Below are 19,450 nucleotides of genomic sequence, written 5' to 3'. Positions count from 1 at the left end.
ATGCGTTTCCGCCACCCCGACGGCTCCACCGTGCACCTCGCCTACTGCACCAATGTCCACCCGGCCGAGACCCTCGACGGTGTCCTCGCCCAGCTCCGCGACCACTGCGAACCGGTCCGCCGGCGTCTCGGCCGCGACCGCCTCGGCATCGGTCTGTGGCTGGCCAGGGACGCCGCCCATGCCCTGGTCACCGACCCGACCGCGCTGCGCGGCCTGCGCACCGAACTTGATCGCCGCGGCCTCGAAGTAGTCACCCTCAACGGCTTCCCGTACGAAGGCTTCGGCGCCGAAGAGGTCAAGTACCGCGTCTACCAGCCGGACTGGGCCGACCCGGAGCGGCTCGCCCACACCACCGACCTGGCCCGTGTCCTTGCCCAGCTTCTCCCCGACGACGTCACCGAAGGCAGCATCTCCACGCTGCCCCTCGCCTGGCGCACCGCGTACGACGACGAGCGGGCGACAACCGCCCACACCGCGCTGACCAGGCTCGCCGAACGCCTCGACGCCCTCCACGAACTCACCGGCCGCTCTCTCCGTATCGGCATCGAACCGGAACCGGGCTGCACGGTCGAGACCACGCGCGACGCCATCGCCCCGCTCACCGCGATCGGCCACGACCGCATCGGCATCTGCGTCGACACCTGCCACCTCGCCACCTCCTTCGAAGACCCGCACACCGCCCTGGACGCGCTCACCGAAGCCCACGTCCCCGTCGTCAAGTCCCAACTGTCAGCCGCCCTGCACGCCGAACACCCCCATCTCCCCGAAGTCCGCGCGGCCCTCGCCGCCTTCGACGAGCCCCGCTTCCTGCACCAGACCCGCACCCGCACCGCCGCCGGCCTGCGCGGTACCGACGACCTCGCCGAGGCCCTCGCGGGTGACGCCCTGCCCGACGCCTCCCCGTGGCGCGCCCACTTCCACGTCCCGCTGCACGCGACCCCCGCCGCACCCCTCACCTCCACACTTCCCGTTCTGAGGGCCGCGCTGACCCGCCTCGTCGGCGGCCCGCATCCGCTCACCCACCACCTGGAGGTCGAGACCTACACCTGGCAGGCCCTCCCGCCCGAGCTGCGCCCCCGCGCCCGCGCCCAGCTCGCTGACGGCATCGCCGCCGAACTCACCCTTGCCCGCGACCTGTTGACGGACCTCGGTCTCAAGGAGCTGCCGTGACCCAGCCGCCGCACGAGCACCCCGGGCCCACCCCTCTCCTCGTCCTGGACGTCGTCGGCCTCACCCCCCGTCTCCTCGACCACATGCCCCACCTCAAGGCCCTCGGCCAGTCCGGCTCCCGCGCCCCGCTCGGCACCGTCCTGCCCGCCGTCACCTGCGCCGCCCAGTCCACCTTCCTCACCGGAACCCACCCCGCCGAGCACGGCATCGTCGGCAACGGCTGGTACTTCCGCGAGCTCGGCGACGTACTCCTGTGGCGGCAGCACAACGGCCTGGTGTCCGGAGACAAGCTGTGGGACGCCGCCCGGCGCGCGCACCCCGGCTACACGGTCGCCAATATCTGCTGGTGGTACGCCATGGGCGCCGACACCGACATCACCGTCACTCCCCGTCCCGTCTACTACGCCGACGGCCGCAAGGAACCCGACTGCTACACCCGGCCCCCGGCCCTGCACGACGAACTCACCGAACAATTCGGCACGTTCCCCCTTTTCCACTTCTGGGGTCCGGGTGCCGACCTCGTCTCCAGCCGCTGGATCATCGACGCGACCCGCCACATCAACCGCACCCGCCGACCCGACCTGACCCTCTGCTACCTCCCGCACCTCGACTACGACTTGCAGCGCTTCGGCCCCGACGACCCGCGCTCCCACCAGGCGGCCGCGGACCTCGACGCGGCCATGGCTCCCCTCCTCGACGACGCGAAGGCGGAAGGCCGCACCGTCGTCGCGCTCTCCGAGTACGGCATCACCCGCGCCGACCGTCCCGTCGACATCAACCGCGCCCTGCGCCGCGCCGGACTCCTCGAAGTGCACACACAGAACGGCATGGAGTACCTCGACCCGATGGCCTCACGCGCCTTCGCGGTCGCCGACCACCAGATCGCCCATGTCTACGTGCGACGCCCCGAGGACCTGGAGGTCACGAAAGCGGCACTCGCCGACCTGCCCGGCATCGAGCAACTCCTCGACGACGAGGGCAAGAAGACCCACCACCTCGACCATCCGCGCTCCGGCGAACTCGTCGCCGTCGCGGAGCCGGACGCCTGGTTCACGTACTACTACTGGCTCGACGACGACTGCGCGCCCGACTTCGCGCAGCTCGTCGAGATCCACCGCAAACCCGGCTACGACCCGGTCGAACTCTTCATGGATCCGCTCGACCCCTACGTCAAGGTGAAGGCGGCCACGGCTCTGGCCCGCAAGAAGCTCGGCCTGCGCTACCGCATGGCGGTCGTGCCCCTGGACCCCTCACCTATTCGAGGCAGCCACGGCCGCCTTCCCCTGAGCGACGACGAAGGTCCGCTCATCATCTGCTCCACCCCCCGCACCGTCACAGGCCGCGTCGCGGCCACCGAAGTGAAATCCCTGCTGCTCGACCTGGCCGGTCTCGGATGACGAGACCGGACGAGCGACTACGGAAAGTGAAGCACGCGCCACTGACAACGCGTCCCGCACGCGTCTTGCACGTGTCCCGCACCGCCTCGTCCGTGTCTCGCGCACGCCTCTGACCTGCGTCCGAGCAGCAGACCGTCCGGCACCCGCCACAGCTGAACACCGACCCGAAAGCGAGAGACAGTGACCGCGTTCAACGACGAATCCGCAACCGGCGACGCCCTGCGCCGCACTCTCGGCGTCAACCGCCGCCGCTTCCTGAGCTCCTGCACCGCCGCGGCGACCGCGGCGATCGCCGCGCCCGTCCTGGGCGCGTCCCCAGCCCTGGCCCAGAGCGGGGGAAGAGGCCACGACCACGGCGGCGACGTCCTCGTCCCCGCGAGCAAGCGCGGCATCATCCTCTACACCGTCCGCGACGCCGTGGGCCGCGACCCGCTCACCACCGATCTGCCCTCCGGCTTCCGTGAGGTCTTCAAGCAGCTCTCACGCTTCGGCTACCGGCAGGTGGAGTTCGCCGGGTACGGCCAGCACGCCAACGCCCCGGGCGGCGCGAGCCTGGAGTCCGTGCAGGGCGCCAAGCTGCTGCGCTGCTGGCTAGACGAGTACGGGCTGCGGGCGCAGGGCAACCACGGCTTCATACCGCCCTCCTGGCCCTTCACGACCGCCGACCTGGACACCTTCAAGCGGCACCTGGAGATCGCCAACATCCTCGGACTGGCCCACATGGGCACCGGCGGCGACCCAACCGGCAGTGCCTACCGCGCCGACTGGGACGTGGCGGCCGACAAGTGGAACGCCCTCGGTGAGATCGCCCGCCGCGAGGGCGTCAAGCTGTACACCCACAACCACGACGCGGCCTACGCCTTCCTGCTCGACGGGGGCCCGCTGGACGCCCAGGGCCGCCCGACCCGCAGCTCCGGCATCCGCAAGCTGGAGTACTTCCTGAAGGTCACCGACCCGAAGTCCGTCTGGCTGGAGATGGACATCTTCTGGGCGCACGTGGCCCAGTACAAGTTCCACACGTACACGGCCCACGACGGCTCGGCACAGGAGAAGGTCTTCGACCCCGCCGGGCTCGTCGTCCGCAACAACAAGCGCTACCCGCTGTTCCACGCCAAGGACGGCACCGTCAACACCACGAACGGCATGGGCTACGACATGGTGCCGTTCGGCACCGGCGTCATCGACTACACCACGTTCTTCTCGCGCGTCGGCGACCGGAACTACCACAACCCGATGGTCGAGCAGGACAACGCCCCGAGCTCCACCGACCTCGGGCAGTCCCTCAAGCACGCGAAGATCGGTTACGACAACCTGGCGGCCCTGCGCAAGAAGCGCAGCTAGCTACACCAGTACCACAGAGGATCAGGCGGCCCTCCCCACATGGCACGTCGTGGGGAGGGCCGCCTGATCGATGTTTCCGGTGAATCCGGAGCGAATCCGTCAGCCGGCGGGCTGTGGCTGGGGAGTCCGGCCCGCCGTGCCGCCGTGCCCCGGCTGCTTCAGCATCAACGCGATGGCCGCCGCCACCATCGAGACGGCGCCCGCCAGCGCGTATGCGCCGTTGTAGCCCCAGGCAGCCACCACCATCGAGCCGAGACCACCGCCGAACAGCCCGCTGACCAGCTTGCCGCTGTACACCAGGCCGTAGTTGGTGGCGTTGTAGTTCTCGCCGAAGTAGTCCGGCGTCAGGGCCGCGAACATCGGATAGAAGGCACCACCGCCGAACCCGGAGAGGAAGGCGAAGAACAGGAACAGCCACTCGCTCTTGATGTCACCGGCCCAGATCACGCCGAACTGCGCCAGCCCCAGCACGACGATGACGAACACCAGGGTCAGCTTGCGGCCCCAGGTGTCGGACAGCCAGCCCACGACCGCCCGGCCGATGCCGTTGATGACGGCCATGATGCCCATCGACGACGCGGCCACCAGAGGCCCGAAGCCCACCTCCTTGGCGAAGTCGACCTGGAAGGAGATCCCGAAGATCGACACGCCCGCGGTCATGACGAGGGTGATCCACATCAAGGGGAGCATGCCCGTCCTGACGGCCTCCTTCGGGGTGTACTGCTTCACCGCGGGAGGGTTCCTGGCGAGGCCGGCGGCGGTCTTGCCGTCGCTGCCGTCGCTGTCGTACGTCGGCGGATCGATGTCCGCCGGCCACCAGTTCTTCGGCGGGTCCTTGAAGAAGAACGCGGTGGACAGGACCACGATCATCACGTAGCAGCCGATGAGGTCCAGAACGCGGTGATAGTTACCGGTGTCGAACGCGTAGTTGAAGATGAAGATGAACGGCAGGGAGCCGTACGCGAATCCACCGTTGACGAACCCCGTCCGGGCGCCGCGGCGCTCGGGGAACCACTTGCCGACCATGTTGATGCAGGTGGCGTACACCAGGCCCGAGCCGATGCCACCGACGACGCCGAAGCCCAGGATGGCCAGCAGGACATTGCTCAGGTGTGAGAGGGCGAGGAAGCCGAGCACACACATGACGGCGCCGACGTACATGGCCTTGCGGGCGGTGAGTATGCCCTTCTCCCGCAGCCGGCCCGCCGGGAAGGCCACGCCGGCCTGGAAGAAGACCCAGACGCTCAGGATCCAGAAGGTGTTGCTCTGCGTCCAGCCGTGCGCGTGGGACAGGGTGTCCTCGGCAGAGCCGTACGCGTACTCGAAGACGCTGATGGCCATCATGGCGATCCACGGCAGATACACCATGAACTTGCGTGAGTGGCCCAGAATGTCCCGGTCCGTCTCGCCGATCCGGTAGACACGGCCCCGGGCGTCGGTGACTTCGCGGTACGAGCGGTTCGAGCGACTTGAGGGGTGCGAGCGGTTCGAGGCGCCGGTGTCGGCCGATGCGCCTCGGGTGGCGATGGGGTCCGCCGTCATTTCACGCCATCTCCTCACCGAGCGGTTGTGGGTTGGGGAGGACGCTCCGGGTCTTGGGCCGGTCGGGCGCCTTCAGGAACAACGCGAGCACCGCGGAGGCCAGGCCGATGGAGCCCGCGATCACGAAGGCGCCTTCGTAGTCCCACGCGCCGACGACCACCGCGCCCATACCCGAGCCCACGAGGCCCGAGATCAGCTTCGAGCTGTAGACCATCCCGTAGTTGGAGGCGTTGTTGTTCTCGCCGAAGTAGTCCGCCGTCATGGCCGCGAACAGCGGGAAGATCGCGCCGCCGCCGAATCCGGAGACCATGGAGCAGAACAGGAAGAAGGGCATGCTGCCCATCTGGCCGGACACCAGCACGCCGAACTGGGCGGAGCCCAGCACCAGACACACGATGATCAGTGTGTTGCGGCGCCCGAACTTGTCGGAGATCCAGCCGATGACACCGCGTCCCGTGCCATTGACGATGGCCTTGAGGGACATCGCCGTGGCCACGATCCCGCCCGCGAACCCCATGTCCTTGCCGAACGGCACCTGGAAGGCGATACCGAAGATGTTGATCCCGGCGGTGCACAGCAGACAGAACCACATCATCCACAGGACGGGTGTACGGGCGGCCTCCCTCGGGGTGTACTGCTTCACCGCCGGCGGGTTCTTCTCCAGGGCCCGCCGGATCTTCGGGTCGTCGGACACCTTGAGCGGGTCCACGTGCGCCGGCCACCAGCCCTTGGGCGGGTCCTTGAAGAACCAGCCGGCGAACGCGACGACGGAGCAGCAGATCACGCCGACCATCACCAGGACGCCCTTGTAGTTGCTCAGGTCCATGTACGAGGTGAACAGGAAGACGAAGGGCACCGATCCGTAGGCGAAGCCGCCGTTGACCATCCCGGTCTTGCCGCCCTTGCGCTCCGGATACCACTTGCCGACCATGTTCACGCAGGTCGCGTAGACGAGGCCGGCTCCGATGCCGCTGAACATGCCGAAACCTATGTACGCGACTATCACGTGCGGCGCGAACGCGAGCGACAGATAGCCGAGGATCGTGCCGAACGCGCCGAGGAACATGGCGTACCGCGCGGGCAGCCTGCCGCTCTCGCGCAGCTGTCCGGCGGGGAAGGCGACGGCGGCCTGGAAGAACACCCAGACGCCCATCAGCCAGAAGATGTGCCCACTGTTCCAGAGGTGGGCGTCGTGCAGGGTGTCCTCGGCGGATGTGAATGCGTACTCCGAGGAACTGATGCCCAGCATCCCCATCCAGGGGAAGAGCACCATGGTCCAGCGTGGTCGCCCCATGATGTTCCGATCGGTTTCACCGATGCGGTACAGGCGGCCATTGTGATCCGTCACCTCCCTGTAAGGGACGGACGTCGTGAGGTCGGTGGTTGTCATGTCGCTTCAGCACCCCTTGCGTCGAAAGATCTGGCCAGCGCCCCCTGTCCAAATGCCTTTCGTGTGCGCACGGGTCCTGGGGGTGGCCGACGCGCACCGTCGGCCACCCCCGCCCTCCCTCACCTCATGAACCGCCCCCCAACATCCCGCCCGTCTCCCGCCACCGCCCTACCGGAGGGGCCTTCGGCCCCCAGCCTTTCTGCCGCCCGCGCCCAGCGGTACTTCGCGCCTAGTACGGCCACCGGCTTCTCCGTCGTGTACGGGTATGCCACGACCCCACGCTCGTAGAGGTACTGGCAGGCCTCCTCGACCTCGACGTCGCCCGCGAGTGAGGCCACCACGGGCTTCTCGATCCCGCGCTCGCGGAATTCGGCCACCACGCGCGCGGTGAGCTCGGCGAAGACCATGGGAGGGGTCACGATGGTGTGCCAGTAGCCGAGGACGAGCGCGTGGATGCGGGGGTCCTCCAGGCCCAGCCGGATCGTCGCCTCGTACGTCGACGGCGGCTCGCCACCCGTGATGTCCACCGGGTTGCCGGCGGCCCCGAAGGGCGGAATGAACTTCCTGAAGGACGCGTCCAGGTCCGGCGGGATCTCCATCAGGGACAGGCCGTTGTCCGTCACCGCGTCGGACAGCAGCACGCCGCTGCCGCCCGCGCCCGTGATGATGACGACGTTGTCCCCCTTGGGGGTGGGAAGCACCGGCAACGCGCGCGCGTACTCCAGCATTTCGTTCAGTCCCGGGGCCCTGATGACGCCGGCCTGCCTCAGGATGTCGTCGTACACGGCGTCGTCGCCCGCGAGCGCCCCGGTGTGCGAACCGGCGGCCTTCGCCCCGGCGGCCGTACGGCCCGCCTTCAGGACCACGACCGGTTTCTTCGGGACCGTCGCCCGGGCCGCCGCGACGAAGGCGCGGCCGTCCTTCAGGTCCTCCAGGTGCATCGCGATGCACTCGGTGTGTGGGTCCTCGCCGAACCAGGTGAGCAGGTCGTCCTCGTCCAGGTCCGACTTGTTGCCGAGACCGACGATCGCGGAGACACCGGTCTTCGTCGTGCGCGCGAAACCCAGGATGGCCATCCCTATGCCACCGGACTGCGAGGTGAGCGCGACGCCGCCCTTCACGTCGTACGGCGTGCAGAACGTGGCGCACAGGTCGTGCCACGTCGAGTAGTACCCGTAGATGTTCGGGCCCAGGAGCCGCACGCCGTGCCGCTCGGCGATGGCCACGATCTCCTCCTGGAGTTCGTGTTCGCCGGTCTCCGCGAACCCGGAGGGGATCAGTACGGCGTTGGGGATCCCCTTGCGTCCCACCTCCTCCAGGGCCGAGGCCACGAACTTGGCGGGAATCGCGAAGACCGCCACATCCACCTCACCGGGAACGTCGGTGACACTCTTGTACGCCTTGCGGCCCAGAATGTCATCGGCCTTGGGGTTCACCGGATGGATCTCTCCGGAGAAGCCGCCGTCGATGAGGTTGCGCATCACCGAATTGCCGATCTTGCCCTGCTCGTTGGAGGCGCCGATGACGGCCACGGAGGAGGGCTGCATCAGCCGGCGCATGGAGGTGAGGATCTCCTCGCGCGTGTACGTACGACGGGGCTTCGCGACCTTGTCGGCGAGGATCACGCGGATGTCCGCCGCGACCGCGCCCTCCGGAGTGGCGATCACCGGGTTGAGGTCCACCTCGGCGATCTCCGGGAAGTCCGCGACGAGTTCGGAGACCCGGCGGATCTGCTCGGCGATCGCCCACCGGTCCACGGGCCGCGCGCCGCGCACCCCGCGCAGGATCTCCGCCGCGCGGATCGAGTCCAGCATCGACAGCGCCTCGTCGGCGTCCACGGGAGCGAGCCGGAAGGTGACGTCCTTGAGGACCTCGACCAGCACGCCGCCGAGCCCGAAGGCGACGACCTTCCCGAAGGTCGGGTCGGTCACCGCGCCGACGATGACTTCCTGTCCCTGAGGGAGCAGCTCCTGTACCTGAACGCCCTCGACGCGGGCCTGCGGGTTGTAGGCCCGAGCGTTCTCGATGATCTTGTGGAAAGCGGCCCGTACGTCCGAGGCGCCCTCCACGCCGACGATCACGCCGCCGGCGTCGGTCTTGTGCAGGATGTCCGGGGAGACGATCTTCATCACGACGGGTCCGCCGAAGCGCGCCGCGTACGCCACCGCCTCGTCGACGTCGGTCGCCAACTCCTCGCCGGGGACGGCTATCGCGTACGCGTCGGCGAGCACCTTGCCCTCGGGCGCGGTGAGCGCGGTCCGTCCCTCGGCCCGCACGGCGTCGAGGAGCGTGCGCACCCTCAGCACCCGGTCTTCGGCCATCAATCAGATCACTCCGTTCGACTTGAGCAGGCGCAGCTCCTCGTCGCCGAGGCCGAGCTCGCCGATGTAGACCTCTTCGTTGTGCTCGCCGAGCAGCGGTGAACTGGTCACGTCCACGGGGGAGTCGGACAGCTTCAGCGGACTGCCGACCGTCACGAACTCGCCGCGTTCGGGGTGCGGCACCTTCACGACCATCTCGTTGGCGACCAGCGACTCGTCCTCGATGATCTCCCTGGTGGACAGGATCGGGCCGCACGGGATGTTGTGGGCGTTGAGCTTCTCCAGCACCTTCCACTTGGGGAGGGTGGCCGACCACTCCTCGATGAGCTGGAACATCTTGGTGAGCTGGGGCAGCCGTGCCGCGGGGGTGGCCCAGTCGGGGTCGTCCGCGAGTTCCGGCCGACCGATGAGCTCGGTGAGCGGCTTCCAGCCGACGGGCTGCACGATGACGTACACGTAGTCGTTGGGGCCGCCCGGCGCGCACTTGACCGCCCAGCCCGGCTGGCCGCCGCCGGAAGCGTTGCCGGAGCGGGGAACTTCGTCGCCGAAGTCGTCGTTGGGATATTCAGCCAGCGGCCCATGCTCCAGGCGCTGCTGGTCCCGAAGCTTCACCCGGCACAGATTCAGCACCGCGTGCTGCATCGCCACGTTCACGCGCTGTCCGCGCCCCGTGTTCTCCCGCTGGAACAGGGCGGCGAGGATCGCCGCCACCGCGTGAATGCCCGTGCCCGAGTCGCCGATCTGCGCGCCCGTCGCGAGCGGCGGCCCGTCCTCGAAGCCGGTGGTCGACATCGACCCGCCCATGGCCTGAGCGACGACCTCGTACGCCTTGAAGTTGGTGTACGGGCCGTCCCCGAACCCCTTGATGGAGGCATAGACGATTCGTGGATTGATCTCCTGGATGCGGTCCCAGGTGAACCCCATGCGGTCGACCGCGCCCGGTCCGAAGTTCTCGACCATGACGTCCGAGCGCCGGATCAGCTCGGTGAGGATCTCCTTGCCGCGCTCGGTCTTCGTGTTGAGGGTGATGCTCCGCTTGTTGCAGTTGAGCATCGTGAAGTAGAGGGAGTCGACGTCCGGGAGGTCGCGCAGCTGCCCCCGCGTGATGTCACCGGTCGGCGCCTCCAGCTTGACGACGTCCGCGCCGAGCCAGGCGAGCAGTTGGGTGGCCGAAGGGCCGGACTGGACGTGCGTCATGTCGAGGACGCGGATGCCTTCGAGAGCCTTGGTCGACGTTCCTGTCGTCGCTGTCGTCGCTGTCATCGGGGTCACCTCACTTGTACATCGTCTGGTTCATGGTTCCGGGGGCGTACGCGTCCGGGTCGACCCAGACGTTGATCAGCGACGGCTTGCCCGACTCACGGGCGCGTTGCAGGGCAGGACCGATGTCGGCGGGGTCGCGGACCTCCTCGCCGTAACCGCCCAGCATCTGCGCGAACTTGTCGTAGTGGACGTCGCCGAGGGTGTTGCCGACCCGCTCGCGCTCCAGGCCGTACTTCTGGGCCTGGCCGTAACGGATCTGGTTCATGGAGGAGTTGTTGCCGACGATGCCGACGAAGGGGAGGTTGTAGCGGACGAGGGTCTCGAAGTCCCAGCCGGTGAGGGAGAAGGCGCCGTCTCCGAAGAGGGCGACGACCTCCTTGTCGGGCCGCGCCTGCTTGGCGGCGAGGACGAAGGGGACGCCGACGCCGAGCGTGCCGAGCGGGCCCGGGTCCATCCAGTGCCCGGGTGACTTGGGCTGCACGACCTGCCCGGAGAAGGTGACGATGTCGCCGCCGTCGCCGATGTAGATGGAGTCCTCGGTGAGGAAGTCGTTGATCTCGCTCACCAGGCGGTACGGGTGGATCGGCGAGGCGTCCGACTTCAGGCTGGGCAGCCGCTTCTCGAGGGCGGTCTGCTCGGCGGCCCGCAGCTCGTCGAGCCACTCCTTGCGCTTCGACGCGCCTCCATTGCTGTATCCATTAAAAGCGTGCCCGGAGGCCGCCTCGGTCACCGACTTGAGGATCAGTCCGGCGTCGCCGACGATTCCCAGGTCGATGTCCCGGTTCTTGCCGACGGTCCGGTAGTCGAGGTCGATCTGCACGACGGTCGCGTCCGGCGAGAGCCGCTTGCCGTAGCCCATGCGGAAGTCGAAGGGCGTACCGACGATGACGATGACGTCGGCGTGGGAGAAGGCGTACCGGCGGGAGAGCTGGAAGTGGTGCGGGTCCCCGGGCGGCAGTGTGCCGCGCCCCGCGCCGTTCATGTAGGCGGGGATGTTGAGGGTGCGTACGAGATCGATCGCGGACTCGGTGCCCCGGGTCGTCCAGACCTGGCTGCCCAGCAGGATCGCGGGCTTCTCGGCATGCACGAGAAGGTCCGCGAGCTTCTCGATCGCCTCGGGGTCACCGGCCGAGCGGGTCGAGGCCCGGTACTGGCCGGCGGCCGGGATCCGGGCCTTGTCGACCGGGACCTTGGCGTCCAGGACATCGCGCGGGATCTCCAGGAAGGAGGGGCCGGGCGCGCCGTGGTAGCACTCCCGGAAGGCCATGGACACCATGTCGGCGGCGCGCGCCGTGTCCGGCACGGTCGCCGCGAACTTGGTGATCGGCGTCATCATGTCGACGTGCGGGAGGTCCTGGAGGGACCCCATCTTGTGCTGGGTGTGTGCTCCTTGGCCGCCGATGAGCAGCATCGGGGACTCGGCGCGGAAGGCGTTCGCGACGCCGGTCACGGCGTCGGTCGTACCGGGACCCGCCGTCACGACGGCGCAGCCGGGTTTGCCGGTGATGCGTGCGTAGCCGTCGGCGGCGTGGGCGGCGACCTGCTCGTGACGGACGTCGACGACCTCTATGCCTTCGTCGACGCAGCCGTCGTAGATATCGATGATGTGGCCGCCGCACAAGGTGTAGATGACCTCCACACCTTCCGCTTTGAGTGCCTTGGCGACCAGATGCCCACCGGAGATGAAGTCCTGGCTGTTGTCGTCGGGCATGGCGAAGTCCTGTCCCTTCGTAGGGGTTTGGAACGCTCTCGCGGTACATTGCATACAGTCGACGAATACTGTATGAAGCTTGTTATCCCGCATCCGGTGGGTGGTGTCCAGGGGGCGTGCGGCACTTTCAGTCAGGAGCCAGTGATGGACCTGTACGAGCACCAGGCAAGGGAACTCTTCGAGGAATACGGCATCTTGGTGCCGAGGGCAGAGGTCACGGACTCGCCCAAGGAGGCGCGCGACATCGCCCGCAGGCTCGGCGGCCGCGTCGTCGTCAAGGCACAGGTGAAGACCGGTGGGCGCGGCAAGGCAGGCGGTGTGAAGCTCGCCGCCGACCCCGCCGCCACCGAACTCACGGCACGCCAGATCCTCGGCATGGACATCAAGGGCCACACGGTCCGCAAGGTGATGCTGGCCCAACCGGTCGACATCGAAAGCGAGTTCTACGTCGGTTACGTCCTCGACCGTGCTGCGGGCCGCTTCCTCGCGATCGCATCCGCCGAAGGGGGCATGGAGATCGAGGAGGTGGCCGCGACCAGGCCGGAAGCCGTGGCGCGCATCCCCATAGACCCCGCCGAGGGCGTCACCTCGGCCAAGGCGACGAAGATCGCCGAGGCCGCCGGACTGCCCCCGCAGACCGTCGACGTCCTGGTACGCCTCTGGGAGGTGCTGACCCGCGAGGACGCGGTGCTCGTCGAGGTGAACCCACTCGTGCGCACCGGCCGGGGGCAGATTCTCGCCCTCGACGGCAAAGTCACCCTCGACGACAACGCCCGCTTCAGGCAGGCCCGATGGGGCGAACAGGACTCCCCGCACGACGACCACCCGCTGGAGGCGGCGGCCGCCGCGAAGGGCCTCAACTACGTCAAACTGGACGGAGAGGTCGGCATCATCGGCAACGGCGCGGGCCTGGTCATGTCGACGCTCGACGTGGTCGCCGGCTGCGGCGCCCGCCCCGCCAACTTCCTCGACATCGGCGGTGGAGCCTCCGCCCGGATCATGGCCGACGGGCTGTCGGTGATCCTCTCCGACCCGGCCGTGAAATCGGTCTTCGTGAACGTCTTCGGCGGCATCACGGCCTGCGACGCGGTCGCCGACGGCATCGTGCAAGCCCTGGACACCGTCCAGGTGACCAAGCCGCTCGTGGTCCGCCTCGACGGCAACAACGCCGTCCGCGGACGCGCCATCCTCGACGGCCGCGCGCACCCCCTGGTCCAGCAGGCCACCACCATGGACGGCGCCGCGCGCCGCGCCGCCGAACTCGCCAACGTCGGCTGAAGGAGCGGGACATGGCCATCTTTCTCAGCAAGGAGAGCAAGATCCTCGTCCAGGGCATGACCGGTGCCGAGGGTATGAAGCACACGCGGCGGATGCTCGCGGCCGGCACGGACGTCGTCGGCGGGGTCAACCCGCGCAAGGCGGGGCAGACCGTCGACTTCGACGACCGGGCCGTACCCGTCTTCGGCTCGGTGCGCGCGGGGATGGAGGCGACCGGCGCCGACGTGTCCGTCGTCTTCGTGCCGCCCGCGTTCGCCAAGGCCGCCGTGATCGAGGCCGCCGACGCGGGAATCGGCCTCGCCGTGGTGATCACCGAGGGCATCCCCGTTCACGACTCCATCGCCTTCCACGCGTACGCCGCCACCCAGGGCACCCGCATCATCGGCCCCAACTGCCCCGGCCTGATCACCCCGGGCCAGTCGAACGCGGGCATCATCCCCGCCGACATCACCAAACCAGGACGCATCGGCCTGGTGTCCAAGTCGGGCACGCTGACCTACCAGCTCATGTACGAACTCCGCGACATCGGCTTCTCGACGTGTGTGGGAATCGGCGGCGACCCCGTCGTCGGCACCACGCACATCGACTGCCTGGCCGCCTTCCAGGACGACCCCGACACCGAGCTCATCGTCCTCATCGGGGAGATCGGCGGGGACGCGGAGGAACGGGCGGCCGCGTACATCCGTGAGCACGTCACCAAGCCCGTCGTCGGGTACATCGCCGGGTTCACGGCGCCCGAGGGCAAGACGATGGGGCACGCGGGCGCGATCGTCTCCGGCTCGTCGGGCACCGCGCAGGCGAAGAAGGAGGCCCTGGAGGCGGCCGGGGTGCGGGTGGGCGGCACACCGACGGAGACGGCTCGGTTGGTGCTGGCCCGGCTGGAAGGGGAGCATGAGATCAGCCGTGGGTGAGACAGGACGTCACTCATAGTTGACGTGAGGTGACTGACACCTGCACAGCCACCTCACTACCTTCTCCCCTGGGGACGCGACGTCGTCCTCCGTACGAACGCGACCACTGCTCGTGCGGGCGATGCACCATGCGTCGTGCACCATGCAGCTCGCCAGGAGCCAGCACCTCCCGCCCCCGACCGTGCACCGAGAGCGGAGACATTCGAATGGCATCCACCCTCCACCCCCACTTCGTCGTGAAGTCCGGTACGTCCTGGGCCGACGCCTGGCAGCGCTGCCTCGCCGTCGCGCCCGAGGCGTTCCAGGACGACCGCGTCCTCAACCTCTGGCGCGCCGGCTGGCAGGCGGACGGCCGGGCACTGCCCGCCACCAGCCCCGTCGACGGCAGTCCCATCGCGGGCCCGCCCCGGCTGAACGGCGCCACCGCCCAGCAAGCCGTACGTGCCTCGCTCGACCAGCACCGCGCCTGGCGCCACGTTCCGCCGGCCGAACGCCGCGCGCGCGTCGCGGCGACGCTCGACGCCCTGACCGAGCACCGCGAACTCCTCGCCCTCCTCCTGGTCTGGGAGATCGGCAAGCCCTGGCGGCTCGCCCAGGCCGACGTGGACCGGGCGATCGACGGCGTGCGCTGGTACGTCGACGGGATCGAGTCCATGGTCGAGGGCCGCGCCCCGCTGGACGGACCCGTGTCCAACATCGCGAGCTGGAACTACCCGATGAGCGTGCTCGTTCACGCCATGCTGGTACAGGCATTGGCGGGCAACGCGGTCATCGCCAAGACCCCGACCGACGGCGGCGTCTCCTGTCTCACCCTGGCCTGCGCGCTCGCCGCCCGTGAGGGGATTCCCGTCACCCTCGTCAGCGGCAGCGGAGGCGAGCTGTCGGAGGCACTCGTCCGTGCGCCCGAGATCGGCTGTGTCTCCTTCGTCGGCGGCCGTGACACGGGCGCCGCGGTGGCCACCGCCGTCGCCGACCTCGGCAAGCGGCACGTACTCGAACAGGAGGGACTCAACACCTGGGGCATCTGGAACTACACGGACTGGGACGCGCTGACGGCCGTCATCCCGAAGCTCTTCGACTACGGCAAACAGCGCTGCACCGCGTACCCGCGCTTCGTCGTCCAGCGCACACTGTTCGACGAGTTCCTCGCCGCGTACCTCCCGGCCGTCCGCACCCTGCGGGTCGGCCACCCGCTCGCGGTCGAACAGCCCGAAGACCCGTACCCCGTACTGGACTTCGGACCCGTGATCAACGCGGCCAAGGCGAAGGAGCTGCACGACCAGGTCGCCGAGGCCATCGACCGCGGCGCCGTCCCGCTGCACCGCGGCAAGCTGTCCGACGCGCGCTTCCTGTCCGGCCAGGACACGGCGGCGTACGTCCAACCGGTCACGCTCCTCAACCCGCCGCCGTCCTCACCGCTGCACCACGCGGAGCCCTTCGGCCCGGTCGACACCATCGTCCTGGTCGACACCGAGGCGGAGCTGCTCGCCGCGATGAACGCGTCGAACGGCGCGCTCGTCGCCACCCTGTCCACGGACGACGAATCGACGTACGCCCGACTGGCGCCGCAGATCCGTGCCTTCAAGATCGGCCACGGCAAACCCCGCTCCCGCGGGGACCGCGACGAGCTCTTCGGCGGGCTCGGCGCGTCCTGGCGCGGCGCCTTCGTCGGCGGCGAGCTACTGGTGCGCGCCGTCACGCAGGGGCCGGCGGGGGAGCGGCTGCCGGGCAACTTCCCGGAGTATCAGCTCGTTCCGTGAGGCGAGGCTGGGCGGTGCCCGCGTTGTGGCGTCGCCCACCGTCGTCTCGTACTCCTGCTCGCCCAGTGGCAGGGTGCTGGGGCTTGGGCACCGGCGGGCTGCCGGTCTGACGGACTCCGGGCTCGCGAGCTGCTGGGCTGATCGTCGGGCGGTTGTCCGATGAGATGCCTGACGGGCCGGGGGTGCGCTGGTTGGCATGGGGCGCGTGGCCCGCGGGCCGACCGCGGCAGCATTTGGTAGTCGTTCAGTCACCTTTGGTGAGTCTCCGGATACCCTTCGCCCCGCCATGCTCAGCCGCTCTCGCGACCTGGATATGCAGGTGAAAGGCACTCCGAAACCTTGGTATTGTTGTCCATGTCGCCGCGGGGAACACCCCCGGCCGGGCGGCAGACACCTAGTCCGGGTGGCGGAATGGCAGACGCGCTAGCTTGAGGTGCTAGTGCCCTTTATCGGGCGTGGGGGTTCAAGTCCCCCCTCGGACACCACCAGCAGTAGCCCTACGACCCTTCGGGATCGTGGGGCTCTTTGGTTTCTTGGTCTGCGCACAGGCCCTTCCGTCGTTTGCCGGGAGGTGTCGTATCTGCCCAGATACGCTTGGCGACGCTGGATCATCAGGGGTGCACAAGCGTTTGCGGGGAGACAGTGGGCGGTACGGGGCGAGGACCGATCAGGGCGACGGCGCTGGAGCTGCATCAGATCCGTGAGGCCCTGATCCGGGGGCATCGGGGGCTGATCGATGAGGGCGATCTGCAACGTAATTCCGAGGCGGAGCGGGACCGGGCGTTCCTTTCGCGCGCGGTGGCTGCGACTGCCATTCGCCGGGTGACCGGGTGGGATCACAAGGCGTGTGCGGAAGCCGTGATCGACGGTAGTCGGGACAACGGCATAGACGCCGTAGCCGTATCCGATGGCGCGCAGGTCTGGCTCGTGCAGGCGAAGTGGAAGGACTCGGGTACGGCCGGCTTCGACACCCATGCGGCACGTGCCTTCATCGACGGGCTGAGCCTGCTGGAGCAGCGCCGGTTCGATCTGTTCAACGACAAGCTCGCGCCCTTTACCGCCCGACTGGACTCAGCGTTCGCTGATACCCGGCTCAAGATCACCTTGGTGATTGCCGTCGTCGGCAACGACCCGCTTCATGCGGATACCGAAGCGATCCTACGTCGAGCGGCCGATGATCATTTCGGCCTCGGTCCCATGCTGGACTATCGGCTCATGGGGGCTGGCGAGCTGCTCCAGCAGCTGAAGAACGACCGGGCTCCGGAACCGGTCGGCATCACTGTGCGTATGCCGCAGTGGATCAAGAGGGACATGCCGTTTGTGGCCTACCAAGGATCGGTCGCGGCGGCTGACGTCGCGCAGTGGTACGAGGAGCATGGGGATCGTCTCTATGACGAGAACATCCGTAAGTCCCTTGGGCTCACCCGTATCAACTCCGGTATCCAGACCACCCTCAGCGAAGAGCCGGACAACTTCTGGTACTTCAACAACGGCATCACCATCCTGTGTGACGAGATCGAGCCCACTTGGCCGGGGAGGCGACGCCCCGACGAAACGGTTGAGCTGCGACTGACACGTGCCAGCGTCGTCAACGGAGCACAGACGGTGACAGAGATCCACAAGGCGAGGGAGCGGACTCCCGAGACCGTTGACGACGCCGATGTCACCGTCCGCGTCATTTCGCTCGGATCCGAGCGGGGGCAGTACGCGGCTCGCATCACGGAGACCACGAATACCCAGAACGACGTGTCCCAGCGGGATTTCGTAGCGCTGGATGACGCCCAGGCTCTGATCCGGGAGGACTTCGACCTTTCCCTTCAGAAGCTGTACGTCTTCAAACGAGGGGAGGCCGATCCCGCACCGGAATCCGGATGCTCCGTGGTCCATGCGGCGATCGCCCTGGCCTGTGCCCATCGGACTCCCGAGCTCACCGTGCGGGCCAAGCGGGACACGGATCTGTTGTGGGAGCGAGGTCGAAGCGGGGCCTATCCCCGGCTGTTCGGTGAGGTTCCGAGCGCCTTTCGGATATGGCGCAGCGTACGCATCCACCGGGCCGTGGGCGAGGAGCTGGACGCACTGCGCAAGCGGACGCACGGGCGGGCGGCCGATACGACTCAGCGCGGTGATCTGCTGATCGCCCACCTTGTATTCCAGCTTCTCGACGTGGATGACATCGACGAACCGGCTTACGACCTGGACGCGGCACTCGCCGTGGTGCCCGGCCTGGCGGAGTCCGTGCTCTCGTGGCTGATTCACCATGTCGATGTGAAGTTCGGCCCCACCTCCTTCCTCACGAGCACTTTCACCAACGAGACCAAGTGTCGGGATCTTGCACGCCTGGTTCTGCCGGATGTTCGCAGTGGCCGCCCTGTGCCGGAGCTTCCCGCGAACTACCAGCCGCCCGCGCAGCAGAATCGGAGGGCGCGGCGTCCCGACACTGTGCCAACGTTGATCAATGCGGGGCTCCTCGCGGACAGCACGCCGCTGACCTACATCCCCGGAAATGTTCCCGAGGCTCGCGCCGTGAAGGAATGGCTTGCGGCCGACCCCCGCAGGACGCAGGCAACCTGGCAGAACGACCGTAGCAAGCCGCTGCTCTGGGCCTATGACGGCCAGTTGTACTCCGCCAACAAGTTGGTTCTTCGTATCTGGGAACTTGCCCGTTGGGACGAGGCCCCAACGTCGGTACAGGCGCCGGCGCGCTGGACTGCTGACGGTAAACGGAATCTGTACGAACTTGCCACCGAGTGGCTCGACAGTCAGAACGACGAGGACTGACATCCGCCGAGGCGGTCACATCGTCGTGCGGGCACTGGTGTCGAGTTCGGCCCAGACTGTTTTGCCGACGTAAGGACGGGGCTCCGTACCCCATTGGATGGTGAGGGCCGAGAGCAGGAGAAGGCCGCGGCCCGTTTCGCCTCCCGGGAGTTCCGGTCCTGTGCGGGGCAGGCGTTCGGCGCGGGCGTCTGCGATCTCGACTCGAAGCGTCGAAGTGTCGAGGACGAGCGTCAGCTCGAAGTCGCGTCCGGGGAGGTGGCCGTGGCGGACGGCATTCGCGGCGAGTTCCGCCACGACCAGGGCTGCGGCGTCCGAGACGTCGCAGCAGTAGGGGATGCCCCAAACCAAACATCGAGCTGCTGGAGTGTGAGGAGACGGGCCAGGCGGGCGCCTTTGCTGGTGGAGCTGAGCCGTTGGGTGAACACACGTACGGTGACGGGTGGTTGGGCCTGCATGCCGTCCACAGTCCGGGTGGTGGAGCGCGGATGACCAGTGGTGACACTCGTACGGTCGGCGCTGTACGAGTCCGCGCTATGGACAGTACGGGTAACGCACCGTGACGATGGGTGAGTTGGACGGGGCTGCAGT

Annotated in this window: 12 protein-coding genes, 1 tRNA gene and 1 pseudogene; 8 read left to right on the top strand and 6 right to left on the bottom strand. The window is 68.1% G+C overall.

Annotated elements, in window-relative coordinates:
- The 3 genes from eboE to ACX28W_RS01290 all read left to right on the top strand — a co-directional run bounded on the left by eboE (window position 1) and on the right by ACX28W_RS01290 (window position 3,908).
- Complete coding sequence (gene eboE, locus ACX28W_RS01300; protein ID WP_458996876.1) at window positions 1-1,170, top strand: metabolite traffic protein EboE; 1,170 nt, start codon at window positions 1-3, stop codon at window positions 1,168-1,170.
- Window positions 1,167-2,567 (top strand): alkaline phosphatase family protein, encoded by a 1,401-nt coding sequence (locus tag ACX28W_RS01295; protein WP_458996875.1) that lies wholly within the window; start codon window positions 1,167-1,169, stop codon window positions 2,565-2,567. The genes eboE and ACX28W_RS01295 overlap by 4 nt, the downstream gene beginning before the upstream one ends.
- A 180-nt stretch (window positions 2,568-2,747) precedes the next feature.
- Window positions 2,748-3,908: a sugar phosphate isomerase/epimerase family protein gene (locus ACX28W_RS01290; protein ID WP_458996874.1), complete on the top strand. Its 1,161-nt coding sequence runs from the start codon at window positions 2,748-2,750 to the stop codon at window positions 3,906-3,908.
- Between the two features lie 99 nt (window positions 3,909-4,007).
- On the opposite strand, the gene ACX28W_RS01285 is transcribed toward ACX28W_RS01290, so the two are convergent.
- The 5 genes from ACX28W_RS01285 to ACX28W_RS01265 form a co-directional block, all read right to left on the bottom strand.
- Window positions 4,008-5,450: an OFA family MFS transporter gene (locus ACX28W_RS01285; protein WP_458996873.1), complete on the bottom strand. Its 1,443-nt coding sequence runs from the start codon at window positions 5,448-5,450 to the stop codon at window positions 4,008-4,010.
- Window position 5,451: 1 nt separating this feature from the next.
- Window positions 5,452-6,840: an OFA family MFS transporter gene (locus ACX28W_RS01280; protein WP_458996872.1), complete on the bottom strand. Its 1,389-nt coding sequence runs from the start codon at window positions 6,838-6,840 to the stop codon at window positions 5,452-5,454.
- 119 nt (window positions 6,841-6,959) lie between these two features.
- Complete coding sequence (locus tag ACX28W_RS01275) at window positions 6,960-9,161, bottom strand: acetate--CoA ligase family protein (protein WP_458996871.1); 2,202 nt, start codon at window positions 9,159-9,161, stop codon at window positions 6,960-6,962.
- A gap of 3 nt (window positions 9,162-9,164) precedes the next feature.
- A complete protein-coding gene (gene frc, locus ACX28W_RS01270) occupies window positions 9,165-10,424 on the bottom strand; it encodes a formyl-CoA transferase (RefSeq protein ID WP_458996870.1) in 1,260 nt (419 codons plus the stop codon).
- Between the two features lie 10 nt (window positions 10,425-10,434).
- Window positions 10,435-12,135, bottom strand: coding sequence for a thiamine pyrophosphate-binding protein (locus ACX28W_RS01265; RefSeq protein ID WP_458996869.1), 1,701 nt, complete (start codon window positions 12,133-12,135; stop codon window positions 10,435-10,437).
- Window positions 12,136-12,279: 144 nt separating this feature from the next.
- Between ACX28W_RS01265 and sucC the strand changes: the two genes are divergently transcribed.
- The 5 genes from sucC (at window position 12,280) to ACX28W_RS01240 (ending at window position 18,862) form a co-directional block, all read left to right on the top strand.
- Window positions 12,280-13,413, top strand: coding sequence for an ADP-forming succinate--CoA ligase subunit beta (gene sucC / locus ACX28W_RS01260; protein ID WP_458996868.1), 1,134 nt, complete (start codon window positions 12,280-12,282; stop codon window positions 13,411-13,413).
- 11 nt (window positions 13,414-13,424) lie between these two features.
- Window positions 13,425-14,324: a succinate--CoA ligase subunit alpha gene (gene sucD, locus ACX28W_RS01255; RefSeq protein ID WP_458996867.1), complete on the top strand. Its 900-nt coding sequence runs from the start codon at window positions 13,425-13,427 to the stop codon at window positions 14,322-14,324.
- Window positions 14,325-14,530: 206 nt separating this feature from the next.
- Window positions 14,531-16,084 carry an aldehyde dehydrogenase family protein gene (locus ACX28W_RS01250; protein ID WP_458996866.1) on the top strand — a complete coding sequence of 518 codons (1,554 nt, stop codon included), beginning with the start codon at window positions 14,531-14,533 and terminating at the stop codon, window positions 16,082-16,084.
- Window positions 16,085-16,481: 397 nt separating this feature from the next.
- Window positions 16,482-16,569: transfer RNA gene (locus ACX28W_RS01245), tRNA-Leu, on the top strand.
- 157 nt (window positions 16,570-16,726) lie between these two features.
- Entirely contained in the window at window positions 16,727-18,862 is a 2,136-nt protein-coding gene (locus ACX28W_RS01240; RefSeq protein ID WP_458996865.1) for an AIPR family protein, read from the top strand.
- Between the two features lie 15 nt (window positions 18,863-18,877).
- Here the strand turns inward: ACX28W_RS01240 and ACX28W_RS01235 are convergent.
- Window positions 18,878-19,317, bottom strand: a pseudogene (locus ACX28W_RS01235) (ATP-binding protein).
- Window positions 19,318-19,450: the final 133 nt, after the last annotated feature.

This window comes from Streptomyces sp. SD15 (genome assembly GCF_054462255.1).
This window is presented reverse-complemented; position numbering and strand designations above follow the sequence as displayed.

Coding starts and splice junctions, on each gene's coding strand:
- ACX28W_RS01275 (WP_458996871.1), bottom strand. CDS start 9,161: ATGGCCGAAGACCGGGTGCTGAGGGTGCGCACGCTCCTCGACGCCGTG.
- sucC (WP_458996868.1), top strand. CDS start 12,280: ATGGACCTGTACGAGCACCAGGCAAGGGAACTCTTCGAGGAATACGGC.
- ACX28W_RS01265 (WP_458996869.1), bottom strand. CDS start 12,135: ATGCCCGACGACAACAGCCAGGACTTCATCTCCGGTGGGCATCTGGTC.
- ACX28W_RS01285 (WP_458996873.1), bottom strand. CDS start 5,450: ATGACGGCGGACCCCATCGCCACCCGAGGCGCATCGGCCGACACCGGC.
- eboE (WP_458996876.1), top strand. CDS start 1: ATGCGTTTCCGCCACCCCGACGGCTCCACCGTGCACCTCGCCTACTGC.
- sucD (WP_458996867.1), top strand. CDS start 13,425: ATGGCCATCTTTCTCAGCAAGGAGAGCAAGATCCTCGTCCAGGGCATG.
- ACX28W_RS01250 (WP_458996866.1), top strand. CDS start 14,531: ATGGCATCCACCCTCCACCCCCACTTCGTCGTGAAGTCCGGTACGTCC.
- frc (WP_458996870.1), bottom strand. CDS start 10,424: ATGACAGCGACGACAGCGACGACAGGAACGTCGACCAAGGCTCTCGAA.
- ACX28W_RS01280 (WP_458996872.1), bottom strand. CDS start 6,840: ATGACAACCACCGACCTCACGACGTCCGTCCCTTACAGGGAGGTGACG.